The sequence below is a fragment of the Alicyclobacillus sacchari genome (assembly GCF_004366795.1).
Lineage (GTDB): Bacteria > Bacillota > Bacilli > Alicyclobacillales > Alicyclobacillaceae > Alicyclobacillus > Alicyclobacillus sacchari.
Window position 1 is genome coordinate 221,274 of record NZ_SORF01000002.1, and the last position, 22,292, is coordinate 243,565.

A 22,292-nucleotide genomic window follows, 5' to 3' on the forward strand; every position below is an offset into this window, starting at 1 on the left:
CGAGCTGCGATACATCAACCGGCGTCCTGGTAACGAATCGTCAACACCGGATTGCCCGATCCCGATGACGGCCCGTAGCCGTGCAGCTCGCCCGTAAATTGTTTGCGCAGGACACCGAGCAAGACGGCGACATGACGGCCACCCGACTCGACCCCTGCCGCACGCACGTACGATGGCAGCATCGAAACGGCGGACGTTTTATCGCCCTTCACCAGGTACTGACAAAACTCGCGATCCAGCGCCTGTTCCGTGATATTTGGCCACAATTCCGGTCCGCGGCCGAGATTATGCGCCAAGGCGCCACTTGCCAAAAAGACGATCCGCAGTGGACTTTGCAGAAATACTTCGCCTATGACTTCGCCCCAGCGTATGGACTCGTCGATGGATGCCGCCCAGCAGACGGATAAATCGACAACTGGAATATCACGGCGGTTTAATAGGTACCGCAGAGGTACGACCGTGCCGTAATCCCAGACGTAGGTCGGATCGTCGATACCGACGACCTGCAGACCCGCCGCCTTGCCTGCATCCACCAGCTGGCGGCCGAGTTCCGAATGACCTGGGTGATCATATGGAACGTCGGTGATTAAATCCGGACATTCGACCGCGGTCAAAATACCTTGATGCCTCGGTGTAATGTCGACATAATGGATGAAGCTAGACATCCAGTGGCACGAGATGATGACAACGACATCGGGATTCACTGCGTCGATCAAGTCGGCGCACTTGAGCATGGCGTCGACCATCGGCTTTTGAAATTCGGGAATGCGATCCCGGTGGCAGATGCGCGGTGTATGCGGCGTGATCATCGCCAGTTCAAGACTCATGGCGATTTCCTCCCTCGTTTACAAATCGGTGTGCTGACAACCATCGTCAACATGGTCCGCACGGTCAGCCGCGACGCTTTGGGTGGAAAGCTTCGGGTTCATCGTAGCACAGGCGCAAACGGTTACAACACGTCGCTGTTTCTCTATGCGGAACATGCGAAGACCATGTCAAACCAAATCCATCAACCGCCCAGGATTGGAGGCGACACGTATGGAGCGTCAGGCAGCAGACTATCGAACGCTGTCATCGCTGAAGAACGCTTTGCATGCTCTGAAATGTTTCACAACCGACGAGCCGGAACTGGGCATCACACAGATTGCCGAAAAGCTCGGATTGTCAAAAAGTACTGTCCACCGCGTGATGACCACGCTGGCGGAGGAAGGTTTCGCGCGGCGTGACGAATCGACGCACCGATACCGGTTGGGCCTTTCGGTGCTCAGTCTTGGCGGCATTATTATGTCGAATCTTGAAATATGCCGCGAAGGGCAACACCTCCTTGAGGAGTTCGTCAATCGATTTGACGAAACCGTCCATCTGGCGGTTCTTGAAGACTACGCCACCGTGTACGTCAGCAAGTTGGAGTGCAAACACCCCGTGCAAATCGCAACCCATCTGGGGCGGAAAAATCCGCTGCACTGCACGAGCTCCGGCAAGGTCATTCTCGCCTATCAGGACAGCGCAATGATCGAAGAAGTGATTCAACGTGGGCTGAGCCCCATGACGCCCAACACCATCACCAACCCAGATCAGCTTCGGCAGGTTTTGGCGCAGATTCGAAACGACGGATACGCTTTCAGCCGAAGTGAATTGCGCGAGGGCGTGCATTCCGTCGCCGCACCTGTGCGCGATTACACGCGGCAGGTCATTGGCGCCGTCACCGCGGTCGGTCCTGCCGCTCGATTCACCGACGAAAAGATGAAGTCGCTCGCAAAGACGCTCATCTCCATCAGCAAGGAAATCTCCAGTCGGCTCGGCTATTACGAGCGAACACGCTGATGGTTCAGGCGTTCCACTCGATAGGCAAGCCAACGTAATTTTCTGCGATGGTTGCGAGTCCGTGTGGAGACGATGTCACATAATCGAGTTCAGCCAGTTGAATCTCGCGCTCAAAAGGAGTGTGTTCCGGAAAGCGATGTAGCATCTGTGTCATCGCGTTGGAAAACCGCTCCGCCTTCCACACCCGCCGCAAACAGATTTGCGAGTAGCGATACAACAAATCTGTTTTGTTCTGGCGATAGAATTCGACGATGGCGGCGGCCAGCACGCGTGCGTCCGATACTGCCAAATTCAACCCTTTTGCGCCGGTCGGTGGCACGATGTGCGCGGCATCTCCGGCTAGGAACAATCGGCCGAACCGCATCGGCGAGCAGACAAAACTGCGCATACCGACGATGGATTTTTGAATGATTGGACCCTCAATGGGTGCCCACCCATCATCGGTTGCCAGTCGTGTCCGCAATTCGGTCCAGATTCGGTCGTCCGACCAGTTGGCGATGTCGTCCGCTGCGTCAACCTGTATGTACATCCGTTGAACTTCGGGCGAACGGGTGCTGACCAGCGCAAAACCACGATCGTGGTTACAATAAATTAGTTCTGCGCTCGAAGGCGGCGCTTCTACCAAGATGCCGAGCCATCCCATAGGAAATGTCTTGTGGTACTCCCTGCGAAGGGACGTTGGGATGCTCTGCCTGCTCGGTCCATGAAAACCGTCGCAACCGGCGATAAAGTCACACGCAATTTCCTCTTCTGGTCCATCCGGCGACCTCCGAAACGTCACTCGCGGCCGTGCGCTATCGACGTCGTGCAGTTGCACACCGCTCACGCCAAACGCGATTTCCCCGCCCTGTGCAAGCCGTGCGGCGACAAGATCCTTGATCACTTCGTGCTGCGCGTAAATCGTAACCTCTTTGCCGTTCGTCAAATCCCGTAACGGGATGCGGTGACCACGGCTACGAAACCGAAATTCAATGCCTGCGTGCCGCTCGCCAATCTGCTCCATCCGATCCGCCAGTCCCAATTCGCGCATGACGTCGACGGTCCCCTGTTCCAGCACGCCGGCGCGGATGGTTTCTTCAATCGCCTGACGCGTGCGGCTCTCCAAGACAATGGAGGCAATTCCCGCCTGCGCCAGCAGATGCGATAGCATTAAACCAGCCGGTCCTGCTCCGACAATTGCCACCTGTGTTCGCATATGCCTACCTCCCGTTCTTACATCGGTACGCACCCGCGACCGAAAGCACTTCCACAGGAACAGTGTACGCCTCACTCTCCGCCATCCCAACGAAGATGTTTCTGTATCCGGAACAACTGCAGAAAAAGCGCGATCGACAGCGTATTTCACGAGTCGATCGCGCGCGTTGTTCGTCACTTGCGGCGATGTTCGTCAAGGAAGTCCACAATGCGCTTGTACGCCGCAATCTCGTTATCCTTTTTCATGAAACCGTGCCCTTCGTCAGAGAAGACCATATATTCGACTTCTCTGCCTTGGTTGCGCAGGGCCGCAACGATTTGGTCTGACTCAGCTTGCACGACACGCGGATCATTCGCGCCTTGGATGACAAGCATCGGCTTCGTCATGCCGTCCAGATAGGTGATCGGTGAATCTTGAATCAATCGTTCGCGATCCGCCGGATCGTCCGGATCGCCAAGCCACTGTTTCATCATCGGTTTCCAGTGATCCGGGACCGATTTCGCAAACGTGAGCAGATTGCACGGCCCGAAGATGTCCACACAGGCCTGGAAATAGTCCGCGTGGCGACCGTGCAGGAGCAAAGTCATGTAGCCGCCGTAACTGCCGCCCACCAAGAACAGCCTATCCTTATCGGCCAAGCCTTGCCCAATCAGCCACTCGATGCTCGCTACCATATCAAGGCGCGGTCCCTCACCCCAATCGCGCTCGACCATCTTCATGAACTTCGCGCCATAATCGCTGCTTCCGCGAAAGTTCGGCGCGAACACGTTGTACCCGCGAAGCAGCAGGAATTGAAAAAACGGACGAAATGTTTTGCGCTCTGACGCCTGCGGCCCGCCATGCGGCCAAACGACCGTATATCCGTTTGCCGTCGCCGGGTTCGCCTGAAACCACAGAGCCTCGAGTTCTAAACCATCGTGGGATGGGAAGCGGACAACCTCGGCAGACACCAACTCGGACTCGGACACACCCATGACGCGATTTCCGGTCAGCAACGTCCAAGAGCCGTCCATGTCGCGCACGTATAGATTGGAGGGTGCGATATCACGCATCGCCCGTATGTACAAGGCACCGCTCTCCCCTACGTGCATTTCGGCGATCACGTCAGCAGGACAAGAAATCGCCGTGGCCTCCAGCGTACTGAGGTCGATCCGGAACAACGCGTCACGCACGCCATAACTGACCGTTACGTACGCCACATTCGACTGTTCGTCAACGACCAGTTGTTGTGCACCGCCATGTTCCGGCTGCCACACCTTTGCAAACTCACTGGTTTCCAAATCGTAGCGAGCGACGTACGCGTCGTCCTCGCCGTAGTTTGTCGTAAAGACAATTTGCCTTCCAACGTATTGCAAAGATGAGACGACATGCACGACGTGCTCATCGGGCGTCAAACAACGCCGTTGATCGCCTTCGTGAACATGGGCCGTAACATAGGTGTTGGCGTAGGTCGATACCGTGACGAAGCTCGACTCGTCTTTTGCAACGTCGGCTAAAAACGTCGGAACCTGCGCACCTTCGTATAAAACCGTTTCTGAATCCGTTTCCAAGTTGTACACATATCCGTTCAGATACATGTGATTGTCCTTGTCGGAACAGTAGTAGATTCGGTTGCCGTCGTTGGAAATGGATGCGAGGTAATGCCGCCGCCCCGGGGCCGTTCGGATGGGTTGCAAAGCTCCGCCATGGGGCGAGACGAGGTACATTTGCACGTTTTCATCGCCGTCGTTGTCAAATCCGACAAGTAAATAGCGGCCCACCGGATCAAAGCGTATATACGCGGGTGTCTGGTCCTGTGTCGTCAACGGATACGGATAGTGTTGACCGACGTCCATTCCCCACACGTTGTACTTGCCGCTCAGGTTTGTCGAGAACGCAATCCGCGATTCATCCTTGCTGACCGTGAAGGAAGTAATGGAATACGTGCGAAAGAGTTGTTCCGCGTCTGGCTTTGGTATCTGAATCATCAGAACGACCTCCTGCGGCGGCCCCAGTCAATCGGGCACCCCGACTGCGAATTTGAACTGTCGCTCTGATTCTAGCACAACATGCCGCATCTGGCAGCGAACTATGAACGTCCCGCCGCCAGACGCCAATCCGCACATCGTTGCACAAACTGGGCGGCCATCTCTGGATGCGACGGAAAGTAGATGTGCGTATAGCCAGCGATTACGCTGCCCTGGCTAAACCCTTCCAGACGCCGCTTTTCACCCTGATGGATCACATAAGCCGGCGGCAGGCTAGCTTCCGCGGACATGATTCGCGAGTAGTGAAATTCGTGTCCACGTACCCGTCCACCCACATCTTCAAGAAAGCTGCCCGGAGCCATTTCGAATTCACGGTAACCAAAACCAGCCAAGCGCTCGGTCATCTCCACAGTCACCGGGAGCACACCAGCCATGTCGAAGCGATTTCCCGACGTGTCAACGATGGCGTCGGCGAGCAACATCATGCCACCGCACTCTGCCCATACTGGAATGCCCGCCTCCACTGCGGATCGCAGGCTTGCGAAGGCCTGATCCGCCTTTGCCAAGCGCTCCAGAAACACCTCCGGGAACCCACCACCAAGATACAACCCGTCAGCCGCCCAGGGCACCGGTTCGTTGTCCAGCGGGCGAAATGGCAACAATTTAGCGCCATAAAAGCGCAGCAAATCGAGATTCTCCTGATAGTAAAAGTTGAACGCCTCATCGTGTGCGATCGCAATGGTTGCCTTCTCTGCGGAAGCGGCCTGCAGAAACACTTGCGGTGCCTGCGGGATCCAAAGGTTCGCTGCCTGAGCAAGCCGCGATACGGCCGCGATGTCCACCGTCTGTATCAGATTTGCGGCGAGCCCATCTAACCATTCGTCGAGACTTCCCTGCTCCGCCGCAGGAACCAATCCAAGATGCCGCTCAGGAAGCGTTGCATCCGCGTATGGAGGTAGATAGCCAACCACTGGCACGCCGCACGACGACTCAATCGCCGTCCGCACCAGATCAAAATGCCCTGCGCCCGCAACCCGATTTGCGATCACGCCAGCAATCTTGACCTTTGGATCAAACGTTTGAAAGCCGTGCACGACGGCGGCGGCACTTCGAGCGCTGGCTGCCGCGTCGATGACGAGCAGCACCGGAGCTTCGAGCAACGTACAAACGGCCGCGGTACTCCCGGTATTGGACAGCGCATCCTTGCCATCAAACAGCCCCATCACGCCTTCAATGATGGAGATATCGCAACTGCGACTCGCGCGATCGAATATTTCGCGCACGATGTCGGGAGCAGCCATCCAACTGTCGAGGTTGTAACTCGCTCGCCCGGTTGCGACCGCGTGATACGAAGGATCGATATAATCCGGCCCAACTTTAAAGCCCTGAACGCGCAGTCCGGTTTGGGACAATGCGCGCATCAGGGCAATGGAAATCGTCGTCTTGCCGACACCGCTGTGGGTTCCGGCAACCACCAAACGAGGGCGATTCATGATAAAACCTCCGTGCTTGCCGCAAAGTGATCAGATCACCGATAACCGCGGCTCCACTTGTAGTATTGCACAGCCGGGCGGTACACGCACATGAGCAACCCGACGATGGCAACAAAACGAAACAGTGGCACGATCGCGTTGCAAGCCACGAAGACGAGCATCGCGAAGTATTGTTCGCCAATGATAAAGCCGCGAAATGGGACAAAGCTCCGCAGGCGCTGCGCTCGTCCAAAGCCACTCACTGGCTCGGCTTCGGTTGAAGTCGTCGACGTCAACGAGGCACCGTCGGCAGTTGCCGCAAGTGCTCGTGGCTTGAAGTGTATCTGCCCGTAATATTCGAGCAAGTACAGGCTGAACAAAGCGATCACAGCCCATTTCCAAACGGTCAAATCGCGATCGTGAAAGCGGGTGTAGCCATAAGCCAGACTGAAGTAAATGGCGAACTCCTTAATGCGATCCGAAACTTGGTCGAGCCAACCACCAATGGGCGAAAACTCTTGTTTATAGCGAGCCAGTTGGCCATCCGCGCAATCGAACACGTAGGAGACCTGAACGAGCACGAGCCCTGCAACGACGTATGAACGGACACCAACTGCAAAACCCACGCATCCGACTAGACATAAAAACATGGAAAAAAGCGTGATTTCATTCGGTTTGATACGCGTGTTGCGAATCAGGTACACCAGGCGAATGGAAAGCGGATAGTAAATGTAATTGGTCCAGATATCGATGGGCCGCTTTGCGCACGCATTGATCTTAGCCAATTCAGACATGCGTGCTCTCCTCCTCGTTGTCGACCAAATGCCGTACAACTTGCTCTGTCGCAAACGCATAGTCTTCAGGGAAGTCGATCTCGACGCAAGGCAATCCCGTGATATCGACAGGGATCATATCGGACTTATCGGCCATGGCATCAAGGGCATACTCGAAAAACTTCATTTCGTTCCCAGCGACGGCGAGATCCAGCACCTGCTGCCGAAACCGTCGCACGAAGTCACCCGTAAATTTTGCAACGCCGATAAACTCGCCTTCACAAATGTCCGGATTCAGGTGCTTTCCAATTTCGGAAATCCGACCGTCTCGGACGATGACCTTGACTTCTTCGTCCCGGCACTGCTTTTTATCAATTGCCAGAAAACCGCCAACAAGACCTGGCGCGAGGCGTTGCAGGATGCGCTTGTCATACACGACATCCGCATTCATATAGTAAAAGTCGCCATCCCAAACCAACATCGCCTCTTTGAGCGAAAACAACGTGTTGGTACGGTCGAATGCCAAGTTCTCGACATAGCGCACCGAAAATGACGGATGGTGATTTGCAATATGTTCTTGAATCATCTCTTTCCGGTAACCCACGACGACAATCAAGTCTTGCACACCAACGGATTGCAGCGCTTCGAGCTGCCAATCCAAAATGGCCTTCGGTCCGACAGGAAGCAGGCACTTTGGCCGATCTTCCGTCAACGGTCGCAAACGACTTGACATGCCGGCGGCCAAGATTATTGCAGTCGGTTGCATATGAAAGATTCCCCCATGAATCGACAGGTTTCTGTTTATCTAGCGATCTCAGCAACAAGACCGATAAATTACTATAATTCACACTGCCTCAAAAAAGGCTCAATTTTTAAGGCTAAAGGGATACAGACTGCTCGTACCTCCAATTGGTTCGACCGCGATCCTCTTCATATGGTGGCCAGCACTCGATGAAAAACACGAACCGTGTCGAATATGGCGCAAATCCGCTCGCCGGTCAACATGATAATGACGTCATGACAACCTTTGATTTGACAAAGTACAACGGTTTTTTTGACAATTTGATGTCAGCTTTTCTAACACAAAACATTGACGCATCTCTCTTATATTTCTATAATGTTTGAAGTCAGAAGCAGATACGTTCGTACTTAGGAGGAGTGGACCTTTGACACCACGCGACGTTTTGGAATTGATGAAGCAGCATCATGTCGAAATGGTCGATTTTCGCATTGTTGACGTACCGGGCCGTCAACATCACGTAACCATACCGGCAGTTGAAGTGGATGAAGAAATGCTGACTCATGGCATCGCTTTCGATGGATCCAGCATTCAAGGGTTCCGTGGCATCGAAGACAGCGACATGGTCATGCGACCTGTCTTGGAGACCGCGTTTGTCGATCCGTTCATGGCAGTGCCGACTTTGGCCGTATCTTGTAGTGTGTTCGAGCCTAACGGCACACGTTTCGAACGCGATCCCCGCTATATCGCCGAGAAAGCGGAAGCGTATCTCGCGTCGAGCGGCATTGCGACCACGGCATATTTTGGACCTGAACTCGAATTCTTTATTTTTGACGACGTTCGCTTCGAGTCGACCAATCGTGGCGCATTTTACGCGGTCGATTCTGAGGAAGCGATGTGGAACACGGGAAATGGTGAGAAGAATCTCGGCTATCAAGTGAAAAACAAAGGCGGTTACTTCCCTGTTCCTCCCATCGATACGCAACAGGACATTCGTACAGAGATGGTCAAGGAATTGATGAACGCAGGCATCCGCGTGGAGCGGCACCATCATGAGGTCGCAACCGCAGGTCAAGCGGAAATCAACTTCCGTTTCAATACGCTTACACGTACGGCTGACACGGTGATGACGTATAAGTACATCATTCGCAACGTCGCGCGGAAATACGGAAAAACGGTCACATTTATGCCGAAACCGGTATTTGGCGATAATGGATCGGGTATGCACGTTCACCAAAGTTTATTTGACGGTGACACGCCGCTCTTCTTTGAACAAGATCGGTATGGAAACATGAGTGATATCGCGCTTCACTATATCGCCGGCATTTTGCATCACGCGCCTGCAATTTTGGCCTTTTCAAACCCAAGCACGAATTCTTACAAGCGCTTGGTCCCGGGTTATGAAGCGCCTGTCAATTTGGTCTTCTCAAAAGGCAACCGCAGCGCTGCCGTTCGTGTACCGGTTGCGGTGGTCTCGCCGAAGACCGCACGCATCGAGTTCCGCACACCGGACTGCACGGCCAACCCGTATCTCGCGTTTGCAGCCATGCTGATGGCTGGCATTGACGGTATCCGCCGCAAACTGGATCCAACTGCACTTGGGTATGGGCCCATCAACAAGAACATCTACGAACTGAGCCCAGAAGAAAAGGCGAACATTCGCAGTGTTCCTGGTTCCCTAGAAGAGTCCTTACAAGCTCTGGAGGCGGATTACGAGTTCCTGCTCGAAGGCGGCGTCTTCACAAAAGACTTCATTCAGGCTTGGATCGACTTCAAGCGCACGAACGAAGTTGCCCCCATGCACCTGCGTCCGCATCCGTACGAGTTCCAACTGTATTACGATCTGTGATCCCACATACATGTCGTTCGCAAACCACCCGCCATTCAAATGGCGGGTGGTTTTTCTGTCCGCGCACCCAGCGCGCATCCGTCTTCGTCCGATGGAAGGTTGGATTAGCGGTGCATAAGCGGAGCCAAGGCGCAAAGCAACGCATCGCGGAACATGTCCGCACGGCGAACAGCGCCCTGTGTCAAGATGCCAATGGTCCCTTCCTGCTTGCGAACCCCATGCCTTCCGGCCCACGCGTCGATCACATCGCCCAGTTCCCTGCCCTTGTCCAATTCGATCGCGATATCATAAGGAAGTGGCAGCCTTAATCCCCCACCTAAACCCTCTTGTCCTGACGTGGTGATTGCACATGCCCAATTACACAAAAACATGCCCCACTCTGTTCTTTGAATGCCCCCTTCTAGCCCAATACCGACATCCGCCTGCCCTTGCTGCAGGGCAGCCTGTGCCCGATTGCGAGCCCCCTGTAGCGTCTCTGTGTCTGTCTGTGGTTGCGGCGATACCCCCGACGGCACATCGACGGGAACGATTTCAACAGCTATAGAAAGTGCTGCAAACGCCAGCTCCACCGCCTGTATTTTCGCTGGATTGGTCGATCCAATCGCAATCTTCCGGTTGTTCCACATCTCCATATTCGATCCTCCCTGTCGACTCGGCCATCGTCCATTGTAGCATGGACGTACCCTACTCTTTCTCTTACAGCCTCCCAGCCGATATTCGCGAAACCAAGATTGCGGTATGATAGACATGCGTTTTTCCTACTCAGGAGGTTGCGATTGTTGAATACCGAAACGCTTCGATATGATGTGGTCATCGTCGGCGGCGGCAGCGCCGGCGTGGCAGCGGCGGTGGGTGCCGCCAGCTTAGGAGCGAAGACGCTGCTCCTTGAGAAAAATCCATACTTTGGCGGTGCGGCCACACATTCGTCCGTGCTCACCATCTGTGGTTTTTTTGCACAGCAAGATCCCTTGCTGCAAGTGGTGGGAGGCGTTGGTCAAAAATTCCTCGACAAACTGCGCGAGTTAGGGCAATACGACGGACCGATCCGCAATCCGGGGTCCGGCAACGTGATCGTTCCACTCGACGGCGAAACCACCAAATATGCATTCGATCAGCTGGTGTTAGAGGCTGGTGTGACACCGCGTTTACACACAACCGTGATTGGAGCCGAGGTCGACCATCAGGGATGTGTCCGCTCCATCACCTGTTTTCAGCACGGCGGCACATTTCGAATCGAGGCCAAGGCTTTCGTGGACGCAAGTGGAGAAGCGGACTTGGCTGCATTTTGCGGCAACGAGGTGCGTTTTGGCGATAATGAAGGTCACGTTCAGGCGGGGACGCTCGTCATGCAGTTTGGCGGTGTTTCCCCTGACATTGCACTCCACCGCCATCAGTTCACCGCAGCCATTTGGCAAGCAAAGCGCGCTGGCGTTGAAGATTTGACCAAGGATAGAGGAATGGTTGTCCGCTTAGCAGGGTCCCATCATGTGCTCGCGTTGTTTGCAGACGAACGGGTTGATGGACTGGACAGCGCAAGTTTGACGGCGGCGGAAATGTCCGCGCGTCGTCAAGCCTGGGCCTACCTCGATGCCTTTCGCAAATACGTTCCTGGCTTTAAAGACGCGTTTCTCGTACAGACCGGCCCAGCCATCGGTGTGCGCGAAACGCGGCACATTCATGGCGAATACCGGTTGGCTGGCGAAGAAGCGCTGGCAGGCGCCCGCTTTCCAGATGCCGTGGCACGTGGCGGCTGGCCCGTCGAGATTCACGAGCCTGGTGAAGCGGCCCGTTACAGACACATTCAAGATAAGTCGTATTATGAGATACCCCTGCGTTCGCTCAAGGCCAAACATCTTGAGAATCTTTGGTGTGCGGGAAGAGTTATTGATTGCGATCCGATTGCGTTCGCATCGGCGCGCGTGATGGGTACCGCGTTCGCGACAGGGCACGCTGCCGGCATTGCTGCGGCTTTGTACGCGGAAATCGGCGAGGCGAACCCTGCCGACGTGCGCAACGAGCTGATTCGACAAGACGCCATTGTGTAACATGAAGGGCGCAGCGGTTATAAGCCACTGCGCCCTTTTTCTCTACAAATTGCTATACGATCAACTGGATGCCCATATATAGGCCGAATACCATGATGATAACCGAGATCGTACGCACAACATGCTTGTAGATGCCTTGCATTCGCCACTCTTTGGGCAACGCCTTCGCCTCGAGCAGCAATAAGAACCCTAGGACAATGGGTAACAGCAACGAATTCATCACTTCGGTGTCAACTGCCAGGTTGATCAGATTGATGCCGCTGAAAACCAGGATGGCACCGCCGATGTGTACACAGGTGTAAATCGTATAAAATCCTTTGGCCTCATGCCACTTCGCGTTCACGCTGTGGCGAATGCCTGTGACCTCGCCAATCCCCCAGGCGCCCGCCAGGGAGACCACGAGCGCCGCGACAAAGCTTGCACCGAGCATGCCCATACCGAAAATCAACTTGGCTCCAACAGGCCCGAGAAACGGCATGAGACCGTGGGAAATTTGTGTCACCGTCGACAGCGGTTGCGAAGGATTTACACGTCCCACCGTCGCCGCAATCATGATGACGACGGCAAGCATGACCACCTGCGTGACAATCGATCCGACGAGCGTATCCACCCGTGCAAGTTTGAGATGCTCTTTGGTCATCCGCCTATCGACGACTGCCGATTGTTGATAGAAGATCATCCACGGCATGATCACTGCGCCCACGTTTGCCGCGAGCAGAAAAATATAGCTCGAATGGCCAAGTGGAATGGTCGCAAGTCCCCGTAGCAAGGCATGCCCAGAGGGATGAGCCATGATGGCCGCAGGAACGAGCAACAGTTCAAACAACCCCATGGCGATGCCGATCCGCTCGACGCGTTTATAACTCCCAGTAAGTCCTAGAACAATCAACAAAATCGTCGCCACTGAAACCGAGTAGTCCGGAGAAATGCCAAACAATTCACCAACCCCGGCGATCCCGGCGAACTCGGTCACGAGTGCGCCGATAGCCGAGAGGAACAGCGTCGACACAGAAATCCACGCCCACCCTCGACCGAAGTGCTTCCGAATGAGTTCTCCATGCCCTTGCCCCGTGATGGTGCCCAAACGGACGGTGATTTCTTGCACCAAATAGACAATGGGAATCAATACGAGTTGCGGCAGAACCATCGAATATCCCCATTCAGCCCCAGACTGCGCGGCCGTGATGATGCAACCTGCATCCGTATTCGCCAGCATAACGATGACGCCAGGCCCAAACATAGCAAGCATGCGGAGCAAACGCCGCATGCGCGAATGTTTCGGAGAGACCTGCGATATCATGAGCGATTCTGTATGATGATTCATCATGATGACCCCTTGCTATCGCGGCACGATGTTGGTTTATGATATTGAATGTCGAATGTTTGTATGTCCTTGACACTGTAGTTAGTCTAACCTAACTAGAAACCTGATTACAATAGTCAACTATGTGAGGTGGCTGAAAAGATGGCGACGATCGACGATTTTCAAAAATTGGACATACGCGTTGGCACCATCATTCAAGCGAAGAATTTCCCAGAGGCGCGTAAACCAGCCATTCAGTTGCGCATTGATTTTGGCGATCTCGGTAGCAAATGGTCGAGCGCTCAGATTACGCGCAGATATGACACAGATACGTTGGTGGGACGGCAAGTTGTCGCGGTCGTGAATCTTCCTCCCCGCCGCATCGCGGACTTTGTCTCGGAGGTTTTGGTACTCGGGGGCATTCCAGAGGAAGGTGACGTCGTCTTGCTTCAACCAGACTGCGTGATCCCAAACGGCACACCTATCGCCTGATGGTGATAGGTGTGCCGTTGCGAGTTGTCACATGGACGTTCTGCTATGTTCGATATTCGCCGCAACGGTTGTCGATGGCGTCGAACCGGGGTAAAAGTAACCATAGAAATCGTACATTTGGTGGCGGTCATATACCGACTCGTCAGGATTCGGATTGGGAATGTCGATTTCAATGCCAAGCGATGAACCATAATGACTGAATACATCGCCATCAAAATGATAGTCCTTGACGACAGACGCTTCTTGTAATTTTGGTTGGAAGCCTGTACCTATCGAATTAAATACAGTGACGCCATCAATTTTCCAATTGGTGTACGCGTTGCGTTCGTCCAGGTAAACTTTCTGGGCGAGCCATCCGCCCATCGAATGACCGGTCAAAATGACACGCCCAGACGGGACGTTGGCTTCTGAGCAGACCCGCTTGAAAAATTGCTCCGCCGGCTGTAATTGTTCAATCATATTCGGCACGCTCAAGTAAATCCCGGCGTCGGCCACCAAGTCCATGACGTTGTCGGTACCCCGATATGCAATGACAACTGTATTTCCACGCTGAAAAGCGACGGCGTAGAAACCTAAACTTGCTTCCAAATCATCAACAGCAAGGATTTTCCATCCAGCGAGATCGGAAAAAAAGAAGCTGTTTGCTTGATCATAAGAAAGATGCCAGTCGATTTGATTCACCTTATCGACCTGCTGATAGATGCCAGGGGGACCCTGTTTGACAGCTGCCAAGTCTTCCAATGTGAGTAGCGAATCACCCACGTATGCGTCGAGATTGGAATACGACAGATCCGTCATCTTCATCAACACGCCGTCATAGACGTCGCCTGTCTGCTGGAGTTGCGCATCCGTGTTCATGTGGACGTCCGGTTCTGGCACCGATTTGACGACTGCATTTACGGTTAAGAAGCGAAATGGAATAACGAGCAGCACAGACGCCACACTAAAGGCCAGCAGGCGTTTCCAATACGATACGGACTTCATGCGCTCGCTCCACTCCTCACTTTCGTGCGCCAATATGCCACGTGTCACAGTATACCACATGTTGTCCACCGGAACGACGCCATACACGATACACCATCCGATATACATTTTCCCATGTTTCGACACGTATAAACACAAAGATGGCCGATCTGTCATGGAACGACGAATCGACCGCGATGAGTATTCAGCAAAGCGTCTATACACGCCGCGTCGCTGCTATATATGAAATTTGCGCGTCTTAGATAGAAGTCGGTCAGAAAGTAGTTGAGAATCGAGGAAATCCCGAGGACTGATGGTTGGCGTGACGACAGTACTATCTGCGGCAAAGGTTAAAAACAAGCGCTTGGGTTTGCCATATTCCGCAATGACGCTCGACTTGGTCATGCCGTGACGCGTCATGCAATGTACCGATGTGAGCTCCTGGAGCAACTCATTGCAAATCGGACAGGTGACCATCTAGCATTCCCCCTAACTCGCCAAGACCATCGAAAACCGGGCGAAGATCTGAACGCAGCAGACACCAAGTTGTATATCTATAGTTTATCGAAAAAACAGACGAACATATACAGAATTTTTGTTAATCTTTTATGACTTATAATCCATATTTATCCGACCATGGTGAACTGCGGCATTTTCTGTGTTGATCGGTAAACGGCCCGCAAAGGGGCCGTTTCTGACATCACATCTTGGTCTCTTGAGTCAGGGCCGCAACAATGCGCTCCAATTGCATTCCCCGGGACGCCTTGACCAAAACGGTCCCCGCCTCAGGCAACCAAGACGCCAGTGCATTAAGTGCACCTTCTACCGTCGGTATGTGCAAAACGTGCGGCACGCCGGCTGAGGTCGCAGCATCGGCAATCCAGTTTGCCATCTGCCCTACTGCCAACAGCCTATCGACACCAAACTTTCCTGCCACTTCGCCGACCTCCTTGTGCCCAGATGCGGCGTGATCGCCAAGTTCATACATATCGCCAAGCACGGCAATACGCTGACCTGGCGGTGCGACGTGATGTAACACCTCAAGACTCGCCCGCATCGACGATGGACTCGCATTATAGCAGTCGTCGATCACGGTCAAGCGGGGACCCTTCAGGATTCGCAAGCGTCCTGTCGACGCCTCGACACAAGCGAGCGGTGCGACCATGTCGTCGAGCTTGAGGCCGACGGTAAGTCCGACCGCGATCGCGGCGAGCGCGTTGGCGACATTATGCACACCAAAGGTCGGGATATGAAACGACTGCTCCTCGTTACGCCAGTGCACGCGAAAATGCATCCCGTCTTGTGACCACCTGACATCATCGGCGCGCACGTCTGCGTCGTCCGCAAATCCATACCAAGTGATGGGAGCTGGCGATTTCGATGCGATTCGACGCAGCCATGGATCGTCTCGATTGAGAATCCCTGTGCCGTGAACAGGCAGCGCCTCGAGCAACTCCCCTTTCGCCCTTGCGATGCCCTCTTGGCTGCCGAGCAACTCGATATGACTGTATCCAATATTGGTGATCACCCCGATGTTGGGCTTGGCAATTTCGCACAGACGCATAATTTGACCAAATCCACGCATCCCCATCTCCAGAACGATGGAACGGTGTCGAGCTTGCCGCTGTAGAATGGTTAGGGGTAAGCCCAATTCGTTGTTTCGGTTGGCGGGTGTAAAGAGACAATCCCCCATGGCTCCCAGCACCGCGGCAACCATCTCCTTCGTCGTCGTCTTGCCGTTGCTGCCCGTAATGCCGACGACCGGGCCCGAGAACTGTTTGCGCTCATGCTCAGCCATCGTCTGTACGGCCGAAAGTGCATCTCGCACGCGCAGGACGGAACCGCCAGTGCCCTTGACGTCTTCTGTGACAATCGCTACACTGGCTCCGCGAGAAAACGCGTCTTCGACAAACTGGTGGCCATTCACGCGCTGCCCGACGAATGCGACAAACGCATCTTGATACTGCACTTCGCGGTGATCGACGGTGACGCCGGTGACCACGGCATTCGAGGCGCCTGCTACGTCGTCGCAAGCGAGCAGACGGCACAGTTCTTCAACAGAAATGGGTGTCATACGTCCATTCCTTTCGCAAGTTCATTTAAATCAAAGGAGTTGCGGCTCGTGTCAGGTAAACGCATGAAAGTTGGCGTGATTTTTGGTGGAAAGTCGGGAGAGCATGAGGTTTCCCTGCAGTCCGCGAAGTCTGTAATGGATGCCCTAGATCCTCTTCAGTATACCATTGTTCCCATCGGTATCACGAGGGATGGGCGTTGGCAGGTCGGGAAAGGCGCTATCAAAGCCTTGGAAACGGCCAAGGTGGCCGAAAGCAAGGGAACAACGCAATCTCCCAAAAACTATATCAACTCGACCGTCGGCGGACTGACCCCTGCCTCAACGACTCGATCTGTGGATATGTTACCGCCTGCGCTTGTGAACGAAATTGATGTTGCCATACCGGTTTTGCATGGCACATACGGCGAGGATGGCTCGATACAAGGACTGCTAGAGTTGGTTGGCGTTCCATACGTCGGTGCAGGCATTCTCGCTTCCGCTGTTGGCCTGGACAAAATCGTAATGAAACAGATGTTTGCGGCAGTAGGAATTCCTCAGGTACGATATGTCGCCTTTACCCGTAGTCAGTGGCGAACCAATCCAGAAGAACTGCTTGACCTGGTAGAACGACAACTCGCCTACCCTTGTTTTGTGAAACCGGCCAATCTCGGTTCCAGTGTCGGCATTTCGAAAGTGAAGTCGCGCGAACAACTGGCGGAAGCGATTGCTTTGGCGGCTCAGTACGATCGCAAGATGATCGTCGAGCAAGGGCTCGATGTTCGCGAAATCGAGGTTGCGGTGCTCGGCAACGATAGGCCGATGGTTTCGGTCGCAGGCGAGATCATCCCTTCCAACGAATTCTATGACTATGAAGCCAAGTATGTAGGCGGCCATTCAAAGCTGATCATTCCCGCCGAACTGTCGGATGAACAACGCGAGAAGGTTGAACACTATGCCGTGGCAGCGTTCCAAGCCATCGATTGCTCCGGCTTGGCTCGCGTGGACTTTTTCATCGAGCGTGCGACCGGCCGTGTGTTGGTGAATGAAATTAACACCATGCCGGGCTTTACTCGCTACAGTATGTATCCTAAGCTATGGGAAGCAAGCGGCATGTCGTATGGGAAGCTCCTTGATCATCTGATTCAGCTTGCGCTGGAGCGTCACGCCGAGCGCGAACAGACGGTTCACACGTACGAAAAGCACGACTAAACGGCATGACACCACTCACAAACAAACACAAAAGGCTGGTACCTGAATCGGTACCAGCCTTTTGTGTGCCATCAGCCATCCGGAAATAACTGATAAAAGTTAGCATATCGCTCGTCTCGCACAGAGTCCTTATCCGTTGTCTTCGATTTCGCAGGCGCTGTCGTTTTGTTTCGAGGTCCAGCATTCGACTTGCGCCCGGAATCGACTTCACCTCGCCCGGACTTGTCCCTGTACTGTTGTCGATAAGTATCTAAATCTTGCCGAGACTGGATATTGTGGCGCTGCCAGTCATACAAGATGCGATCGATATACCGAAAACTATATTTATTGGCCAGCACCGACTCCTTGAGCGCCTCGATGACTAGCCATTCTGGATAGCCATTTTCGCCAAGCCAAGTACGTAACTGATCACACTCCATCGCTGAAAGAGGCCTGCCAAACTCCTCTTCGAACAGCGTCAGAGGGTCTTTGCGGAACTGGCGAGCTTCCTTCTTCGAGGATTTGCCGCGGATTCTATCCCATAACGGCTGCAAGTCAAAATATGTGACATGCGCTCCGTGTTCGTCGAATTTCTCGCCAATCGCAAGATATCCTTCAAGCACCAGGCGCTCGACACAGCCCATCACTTCTTTGCTCGACATACCACACAAATCTCCGAGGTCCTGCGGCGAGAGCTCGGTTGTGCCGCGCACTTGGCCATTGGCCAAGATTTGCAACAGCACCACCAATTCATGCGCATGCAAGCCGATGTGAGCGTGTGTCGTAAGGAGATCGTATGGGACTGCCACGAAGGGGGTGCTTAAAAAGTCGCCGTTCGCAATATGTCGACCCGATGGCTGCATCTTCGCAATCCCCCTTGTCGTTGTTACGGATACAACCGATAAAGCGTCCGCGGGAACGCGATTGCCTCGCGGATGTGTTCCAAGCCGCAAATCCAGGCGACCGTTCGCTCCAATCCCAATCCGAAACCGGAGTGTGGAACCGATCCATATCGGCGCAAATCCAGGTACCAGGCATACGTGTCTGCAGGCAAACGATGCTCTTCAAATCGCGTCTTGAGCAGGTCATAGTCGGCGATGCGCTGGCTGCCACCAACAATTTCTCCGTAGCCCTCCGGAGCGAGCATGTCCGCACACAGAACAACCTCAGGGCGCAGCGGATCTGGCTGCATGTAAAATGCCTTGATCTTCGTCGGATAGCGCTCGATGAACAGCGGTTGATCGTACTGCCCTGCGAGTGCCGTCTCGTGGGGCGCGCCAAAATCGTCGCCCCACTGGATGTCAAAACCGTTGTTGTGCAACCACGCGATGGCGTCATCGTAGCTTATCCTCGGAAATTGACCGGGGACTTTGGCCAACTTTGCGACGTCGCGGCCGAGTGTGTGTAATTCCGCTTCGCAGTGATCCAACACATGCTGAACGATATGCGAAACCAATTGTTCCTGGATGCGCAGGTTTTCGTCGTGATCGACATACGCCATCTCTGGCTCGACCATCCAGAACTCGATCAAATGGCGACGCGTCTTTGACTTCTCAGCTCGGAAACAGGGGCCGAATGAATATACGCGCCCGAGCGACATCGCTGCCGCCTCCATGTACATCTGACCACTTTGTGTTAAATACGCCTCTTCGTCGAAGTATTTGGTCTGAAACAATTCCGTCGTGTCTTCACAGGATGAGGGCGTCAAAATGGGCGGATCGACACGTGTGAAACCGCGGTTGTCGAGAAAATCGAAAATGGCGCGCTGCACCTCGGCGCGAATGCGCATGATGGCGCGTTGGCGCGGGACCCTGATCCAAAGGTGGCGATGATCCATCAGAAAATCCACGCCATGCTCCTTGTGCGTAATCGGATACTCCTGCGCCATCTGGACGATCTCGATGTCTTGTACGTCCACTTCATACCCGCCCGGTGCGCGTTCGTCTGCACGCACAGAACCGGTCACACGACAAGACGATTCCTGCGTCAACATACCGCTATGCTCAAATACCTCAGGCGTAACCGCCGACTTGACGACGACGCACTGAACCAGGCCTGTCCCATCGCGAACCTGTAGAAAGTGAATCTTACCACTGGACCGCTTGTTGTACAGCCACCCTTCAATCGTGACTGACGATCCGACATGTTGATGTAATTGGCCGATGTTCACAACTTGGGCCACACACGTTCCCTCCATGGGCCTGTTACGCCCGATACTCGTACCGATTATAACAAAAAAATAGACCCGACAGTCCACCGAAGGAACAATCGGGTGTGTCGATCCACTGCGGCTCGATATCGAACTTACATCGTTGGTGCTGCCTCAATTCCCTGCGTGACATTCGCAACAGCCGCCGACGTCAACACCTGCGGCTGCATACTCTGCATCCATCGGCGGAACTCGGAGCCATCGACACTCTCCTCGCGCACAACATGCTCTGCAAACCGCTCGATGTCGCTGCGATACGGTTGCAGGATATCTCGTGTAATCCGCTCTTGTTCAGCGAGGATATGGCGGACCTCTTTCTCTAAGATCTGCTCCGGCAGGTGCTCCTCATCGACGATGCCCAACCGTGACAAACCGCAGCGCACCATCGTACGAGCGAGTGAAGATGCCTGCACAAAGTCGTTCTGCGCACCGGTACTGCGATTGCCATAATGCAGTTCTTCGGCCAAGCATCCCGCCAGCGCGACATTGATCTGCTGGGCCAACTGTTCTTTCGTGTAGAGATACTGGTCGTCTTCCGGGATTTGCCGGACAAAGCCAAGGGCATTTCCGCGCGGGGCGATCGTGATGTGAGAGACCGTTCCTGGCCGCATCAACTCACTGACAATGGCGTGACCGAGTTCATGCACAGCAACACGACGCAACTCTTCGTCGGTCGGACGACGCCCTGTTTTCTCGCCCATCAACACTTTATCAACGGCGTCGCGAAACATCTCCTGAGTCACCTGCTGCTCATTGCGGCGCAGTGCAATGATGGCCGCTTCATTGACCAAGGCCTCAAGTTGCGCACCGGAGAATCCGTATGTCTCGCGAGCAATATGTTCTAGGTCAACGTCCTTGGCAAGTGGTTTGTTCCGTGTCAAAATGCGCAAGATGTGGAGACGACCTTCTTTATCCGGCAGATCCACTTTGATTTGGCGATCAAACCGACCAGGGCGCAACAATGCAGAATCGAGTATATCGGGTCGGTTCGTCGCAGCCATCACCAATACGAACGGACTTTGGGTCGTGCTCATGCCGTCCATCTCTGTAAGCAGTTGGTTCAGAGTCTGATCGTATTCCTGATGGCTGTGCTGGCCTCGCTTACCGCCGACGACATCGATCTCGTCGACAAAAATGATGGCACTGTCCTTGTTTTCGCGCTTTGCCAATGCCCGTGCGCGACGGAACAAATCGCGTACACGTTGCGCACCCACACCGACGTACATTTCGACAAACTCGGAGCCTGAAGCAGATAAAAAGACAGAATCGGTATACGTCGCTGCCGCTTTGGCCATCAAGGTCTTGCCCGTTCCCGGGGGGCCAGTCAACAAGATGCCCTTAATCGGGCGAATGCCGAGCGATTGGATACGATCCCGGTACCGCAAAAAGTCGAGTGCCTCTTTGAGCTCGTGCTTCGCCGATTCCTGCCCGCCAATTTCTTCGAACGAAATGCTGGGCCGAGCGGCTGCTTCGCGAGCGGCGGGTGCTGCAGCGTTGCGACGGTCCATCACCACCCACAAGAGAACGCCCAAGCCGATGAGGAAGAGAATAGGTAAAATTTGCACGACGTGTAACATGCCCAGAAACGCGAGAACGGCGATCCCGACGCCAATCAACCACTCCTTAATCATCACGATGAAGCACCCCCTTGATGTATGGTATATGGGATGACGCGATATAGATAATGGTCGCCTTTGGCCAATTGAACGTAGATGTATTGGTTATCCATCGTAATACGCGCCTCAATACCGTCTTTTGAGGCGAGTTGATTGACCTCGGATACCATTTGCGTGTAATTTTCTTTCGCAATGCCCTCTTGAATGTAAAATTCGAACGAGCTCTCGAATATTTGTGTCAGTGAGCCCTCACGTGCATCTGTCAGGCGAACCGTCACATCGCTCCCGAGTCGATTTTCGATCTCGTTGGAAATATCGTGATAGGTCTCCTGTAAATCTCCGTTCTTGAGCTTTTGAAATGGGCCGAGTTGAACTTGCACGATGTCGGGGCTTCCCGTTGAGATGTCTACCGTCTGTACGCCAGCGACAGACTGCAGGCTGCGCTTGAGAGGATTCAACAGATTATAGTGTTGGTACGCCTGCCAGCCGCCGAACAAGATCGCAAGAACTACGACGGCGACGACAAAAATCGGCAACAATCGAACACGGGACAAGTGACTCGCCCCTTTCTACATGATTTGTGGCCGAAACCATTATATCATGC

The 22,292-nt window shown here is 54.0% G+C and carries 19 protein-coding genes; 5 read left to right on the top strand and 14 right to left on the bottom strand.

The genetic code is table 11. From position 1 onward, the window contains the following. Positions 1-14: 14 nt before the first annotated feature. Positions 15-827: a DODA-type extradiol aromatic ring-opening family dioxygenase gene (locus C7445_RS03230; protein WP_134158596.1), complete on the bottom strand. Its 813-nt coding sequence runs from the start codon at positions 825-827 to the stop codon at positions 15-17. A gap of 211 nt (positions 828-1,038) precedes the next feature. Between C7445_RS03230 and C7445_RS03235 the strand changes: the two genes are divergently transcribed. Next, entirely contained in the window at positions 1,039-1,824 is a 786-nt protein-coding gene (locus tag C7445_RS03235; protein ID WP_134158597.1) for an IclR family transcriptional regulator, read from the top strand. A gap of 4 nt (positions 1,825-1,828) precedes the next feature. On the opposite strand, the gene C7445_RS03240 is transcribed toward C7445_RS03235, so the two are convergent. From C7445_RS03240 to C7445_RS03260, 5 genes are all read right to left on the bottom strand, one after another. Further along, positions 1,829-3,019 (bottom strand): 4-hydroxybenzoate 3-monooxygenase, encoded by a 1,191-nt coding sequence (locus C7445_RS03240; RefSeq protein WP_134158598.1) that lies wholly within the window; start codon positions 3,017-3,019, stop codon positions 1,829-1,831. A gap of 173 nt (positions 3,020-3,192) precedes the next feature. Beyond that, a complete protein-coding gene (locus C7445_RS03245) occupies positions 3,193-4,986 on the bottom strand; it encodes a S9 family peptidase (protein WP_166668964.1) in 1,794 nt (597 codons plus the stop codon). Between the two features lie 101 nt (positions 4,987-5,087). Beyond that, complete coding sequence (locus tag C7445_RS03250; RefSeq protein ID WP_208320817.1) at positions 5,088-6,479, bottom strand: cobyrinic acid a,c-diamide synthase CobB; 1,392 nt, start codon at positions 6,477-6,479, stop codon at positions 5,088-5,090. Positions 6,480-6,514: 35 nt separating this feature from the next. After that, positions 6,515-7,252: a CDP-alcohol phosphatidyltransferase family protein gene (locus C7445_RS03255; protein ID WP_134158601.1), complete on the bottom strand. Its 738-nt coding sequence runs from the start codon at positions 7,250-7,252 to the stop codon at positions 6,515-6,517. Then, entirely contained in the window at positions 7,245-7,997 is a 753-nt protein-coding gene (locus tag C7445_RS03260) for a phosphocholine cytidylyltransferase family protein (RefSeq protein WP_134158602.1), read from the bottom strand. Before C7445_RS03260 ends, C7445_RS03255 begins: the two co-directional genes overlap by 8 nt. A 400-nt stretch (positions 7,998-8,397) precedes the next feature. On the opposite strand from C7445_RS03260, the gene glnA reads away from it, so the two are divergent. Then, positions 8,398-9,819 (top strand): type I glutamate--ammonia ligase, encoded by a 1,422-nt coding sequence (gene glnA, locus C7445_RS03265; protein ID WP_134158603.1) that lies wholly within the window; start codon positions 8,398-8,400, stop codon positions 9,817-9,819. 104 nt (positions 9,820-9,923) lie between these two features. Here glnA and yjjX read toward each other — a convergent pair whose 3' ends face one another. Continuing rightward, positions 9,924-10,451, bottom strand: coding sequence for an inosine/xanthosine triphosphatase (gene yjjX / locus C7445_RS03270; protein ID WP_134158604.1), 528 nt, complete (start codon positions 10,449-10,451; stop codon positions 9,924-9,926). A gap of 147 nt (positions 10,452-10,598) precedes the next feature. Between yjjX and C7445_RS03275 the strand changes: the two genes are divergently transcribed. Further along, positions 10,599-11,864: an FAD-dependent oxidoreductase gene (locus C7445_RS03275; protein ID WP_166668965.1), complete on the top strand. Its 1,266-nt coding sequence runs from the start codon at positions 10,599-10,601 to the stop codon at positions 11,862-11,864. 52 nt (positions 11,865-11,916) lie between these two features. On the opposite strand, the gene C7445_RS03280 is transcribed toward C7445_RS03275, so the two are convergent. After that, on the bottom strand, positions 11,917-13,188 hold the full coding sequence (locus tag C7445_RS03280; RefSeq protein WP_134158606.1) for an NRAMP family divalent metal transporter: 1,272 nt from the start codon (positions 13,186-13,188) through the stop codon (positions 11,917-11,919). A gap of 141 nt (positions 13,189-13,329) precedes the next feature. Here C7445_RS03280 and csaA point away from each other — a divergent pair, with 141 nt between their 5' ends. Beyond that, positions 13,330-13,659, top strand: a complete 330-nt coding sequence (gene csaA, locus C7445_RS03285; protein WP_134158607.1) for a chaperone CsaA — start codon at positions 13,330-13,332, stop codon at positions 13,657-13,659. Between the two features lie 27 nt (positions 13,660-13,686). Here the strand turns inward: csaA and C7445_RS03290 are convergent, their stop codons facing one another. Further along, positions 13,687-14,730, bottom strand: coding sequence for an Mbeg1-like protein (locus C7445_RS03290; RefSeq protein ID WP_243834910.1), 1,044 nt, complete (start codon positions 14,728-14,730; stop codon positions 13,687-13,689). 592 nt (positions 14,731-15,322) lie between these two features. Next, entirely contained in the window at positions 15,323-16,696 is a 1,374-nt protein-coding gene (locus C7445_RS03300) for a UDP-N-acetylmuramoyl-tripeptide--D-alanyl-D-alanine ligase (protein ID WP_134158609.1), read from the bottom strand. A gap of 63 nt (positions 16,697-16,759) precedes the next feature. Between C7445_RS03300 and C7445_RS03305 the strand changes: the two genes are divergently transcribed. Beyond that, positions 16,760-17,884, top strand: a complete 1,125-nt coding sequence (locus C7445_RS03305; protein ID WP_208320828.1) for a D-alanine--D-alanine ligase — start codon at positions 16,760-16,762, stop codon at positions 17,882-17,884. Between the two features lie 71 nt (positions 17,885-17,955). On the opposite strand, the gene C7445_RS03310 is transcribed toward C7445_RS03305, so the two are convergent. From C7445_RS03310 to C7445_RS03325, 4 genes are all read right to left on the bottom strand, one after another. Continuing rightward, on the bottom strand, positions 17,956-18,726 hold the full coding sequence (locus tag C7445_RS03310; protein ID WP_134158611.1) for a DnaD domain-containing protein: 771 nt from the start codon (positions 18,724-18,726) through the stop codon (positions 17,956-17,958). 23 nt (positions 18,727-18,749) lie between these two features. Beyond that, positions 18,750-20,060 carry an asparagine--tRNA ligase gene (gene asnS / locus C7445_RS03315; RefSeq protein WP_208320818.1) on the bottom strand — a complete coding sequence of 437 codons (1,311 nt, stop codon included), beginning with the start codon at positions 20,058-20,060 and terminating at the stop codon, positions 18,750-18,752. A 107-nt stretch (positions 20,061-20,167) separates the two neighbouring features. Further along, a complete protein-coding gene (locus tag C7445_RS03320; RefSeq protein WP_424922984.1) occupies positions 20,168-21,703 on the bottom strand; it encodes an ATP-dependent metallopeptidase FtsH/Yme1/Tma family protein in 1,536 nt (511 codons plus the stop codon). Then, a complete protein-coding gene (locus tag C7445_RS03325) occupies positions 21,703-22,242 on the bottom strand; it encodes a hypothetical protein (RefSeq protein ID WP_134158614.1) in 540 nt (179 codons plus the stop codon). Before C7445_RS03325 ends, C7445_RS03320 begins: the two co-directional genes overlap by 1 nt. Positions 22,243-22,292: the final 50 nt, after the last annotated feature.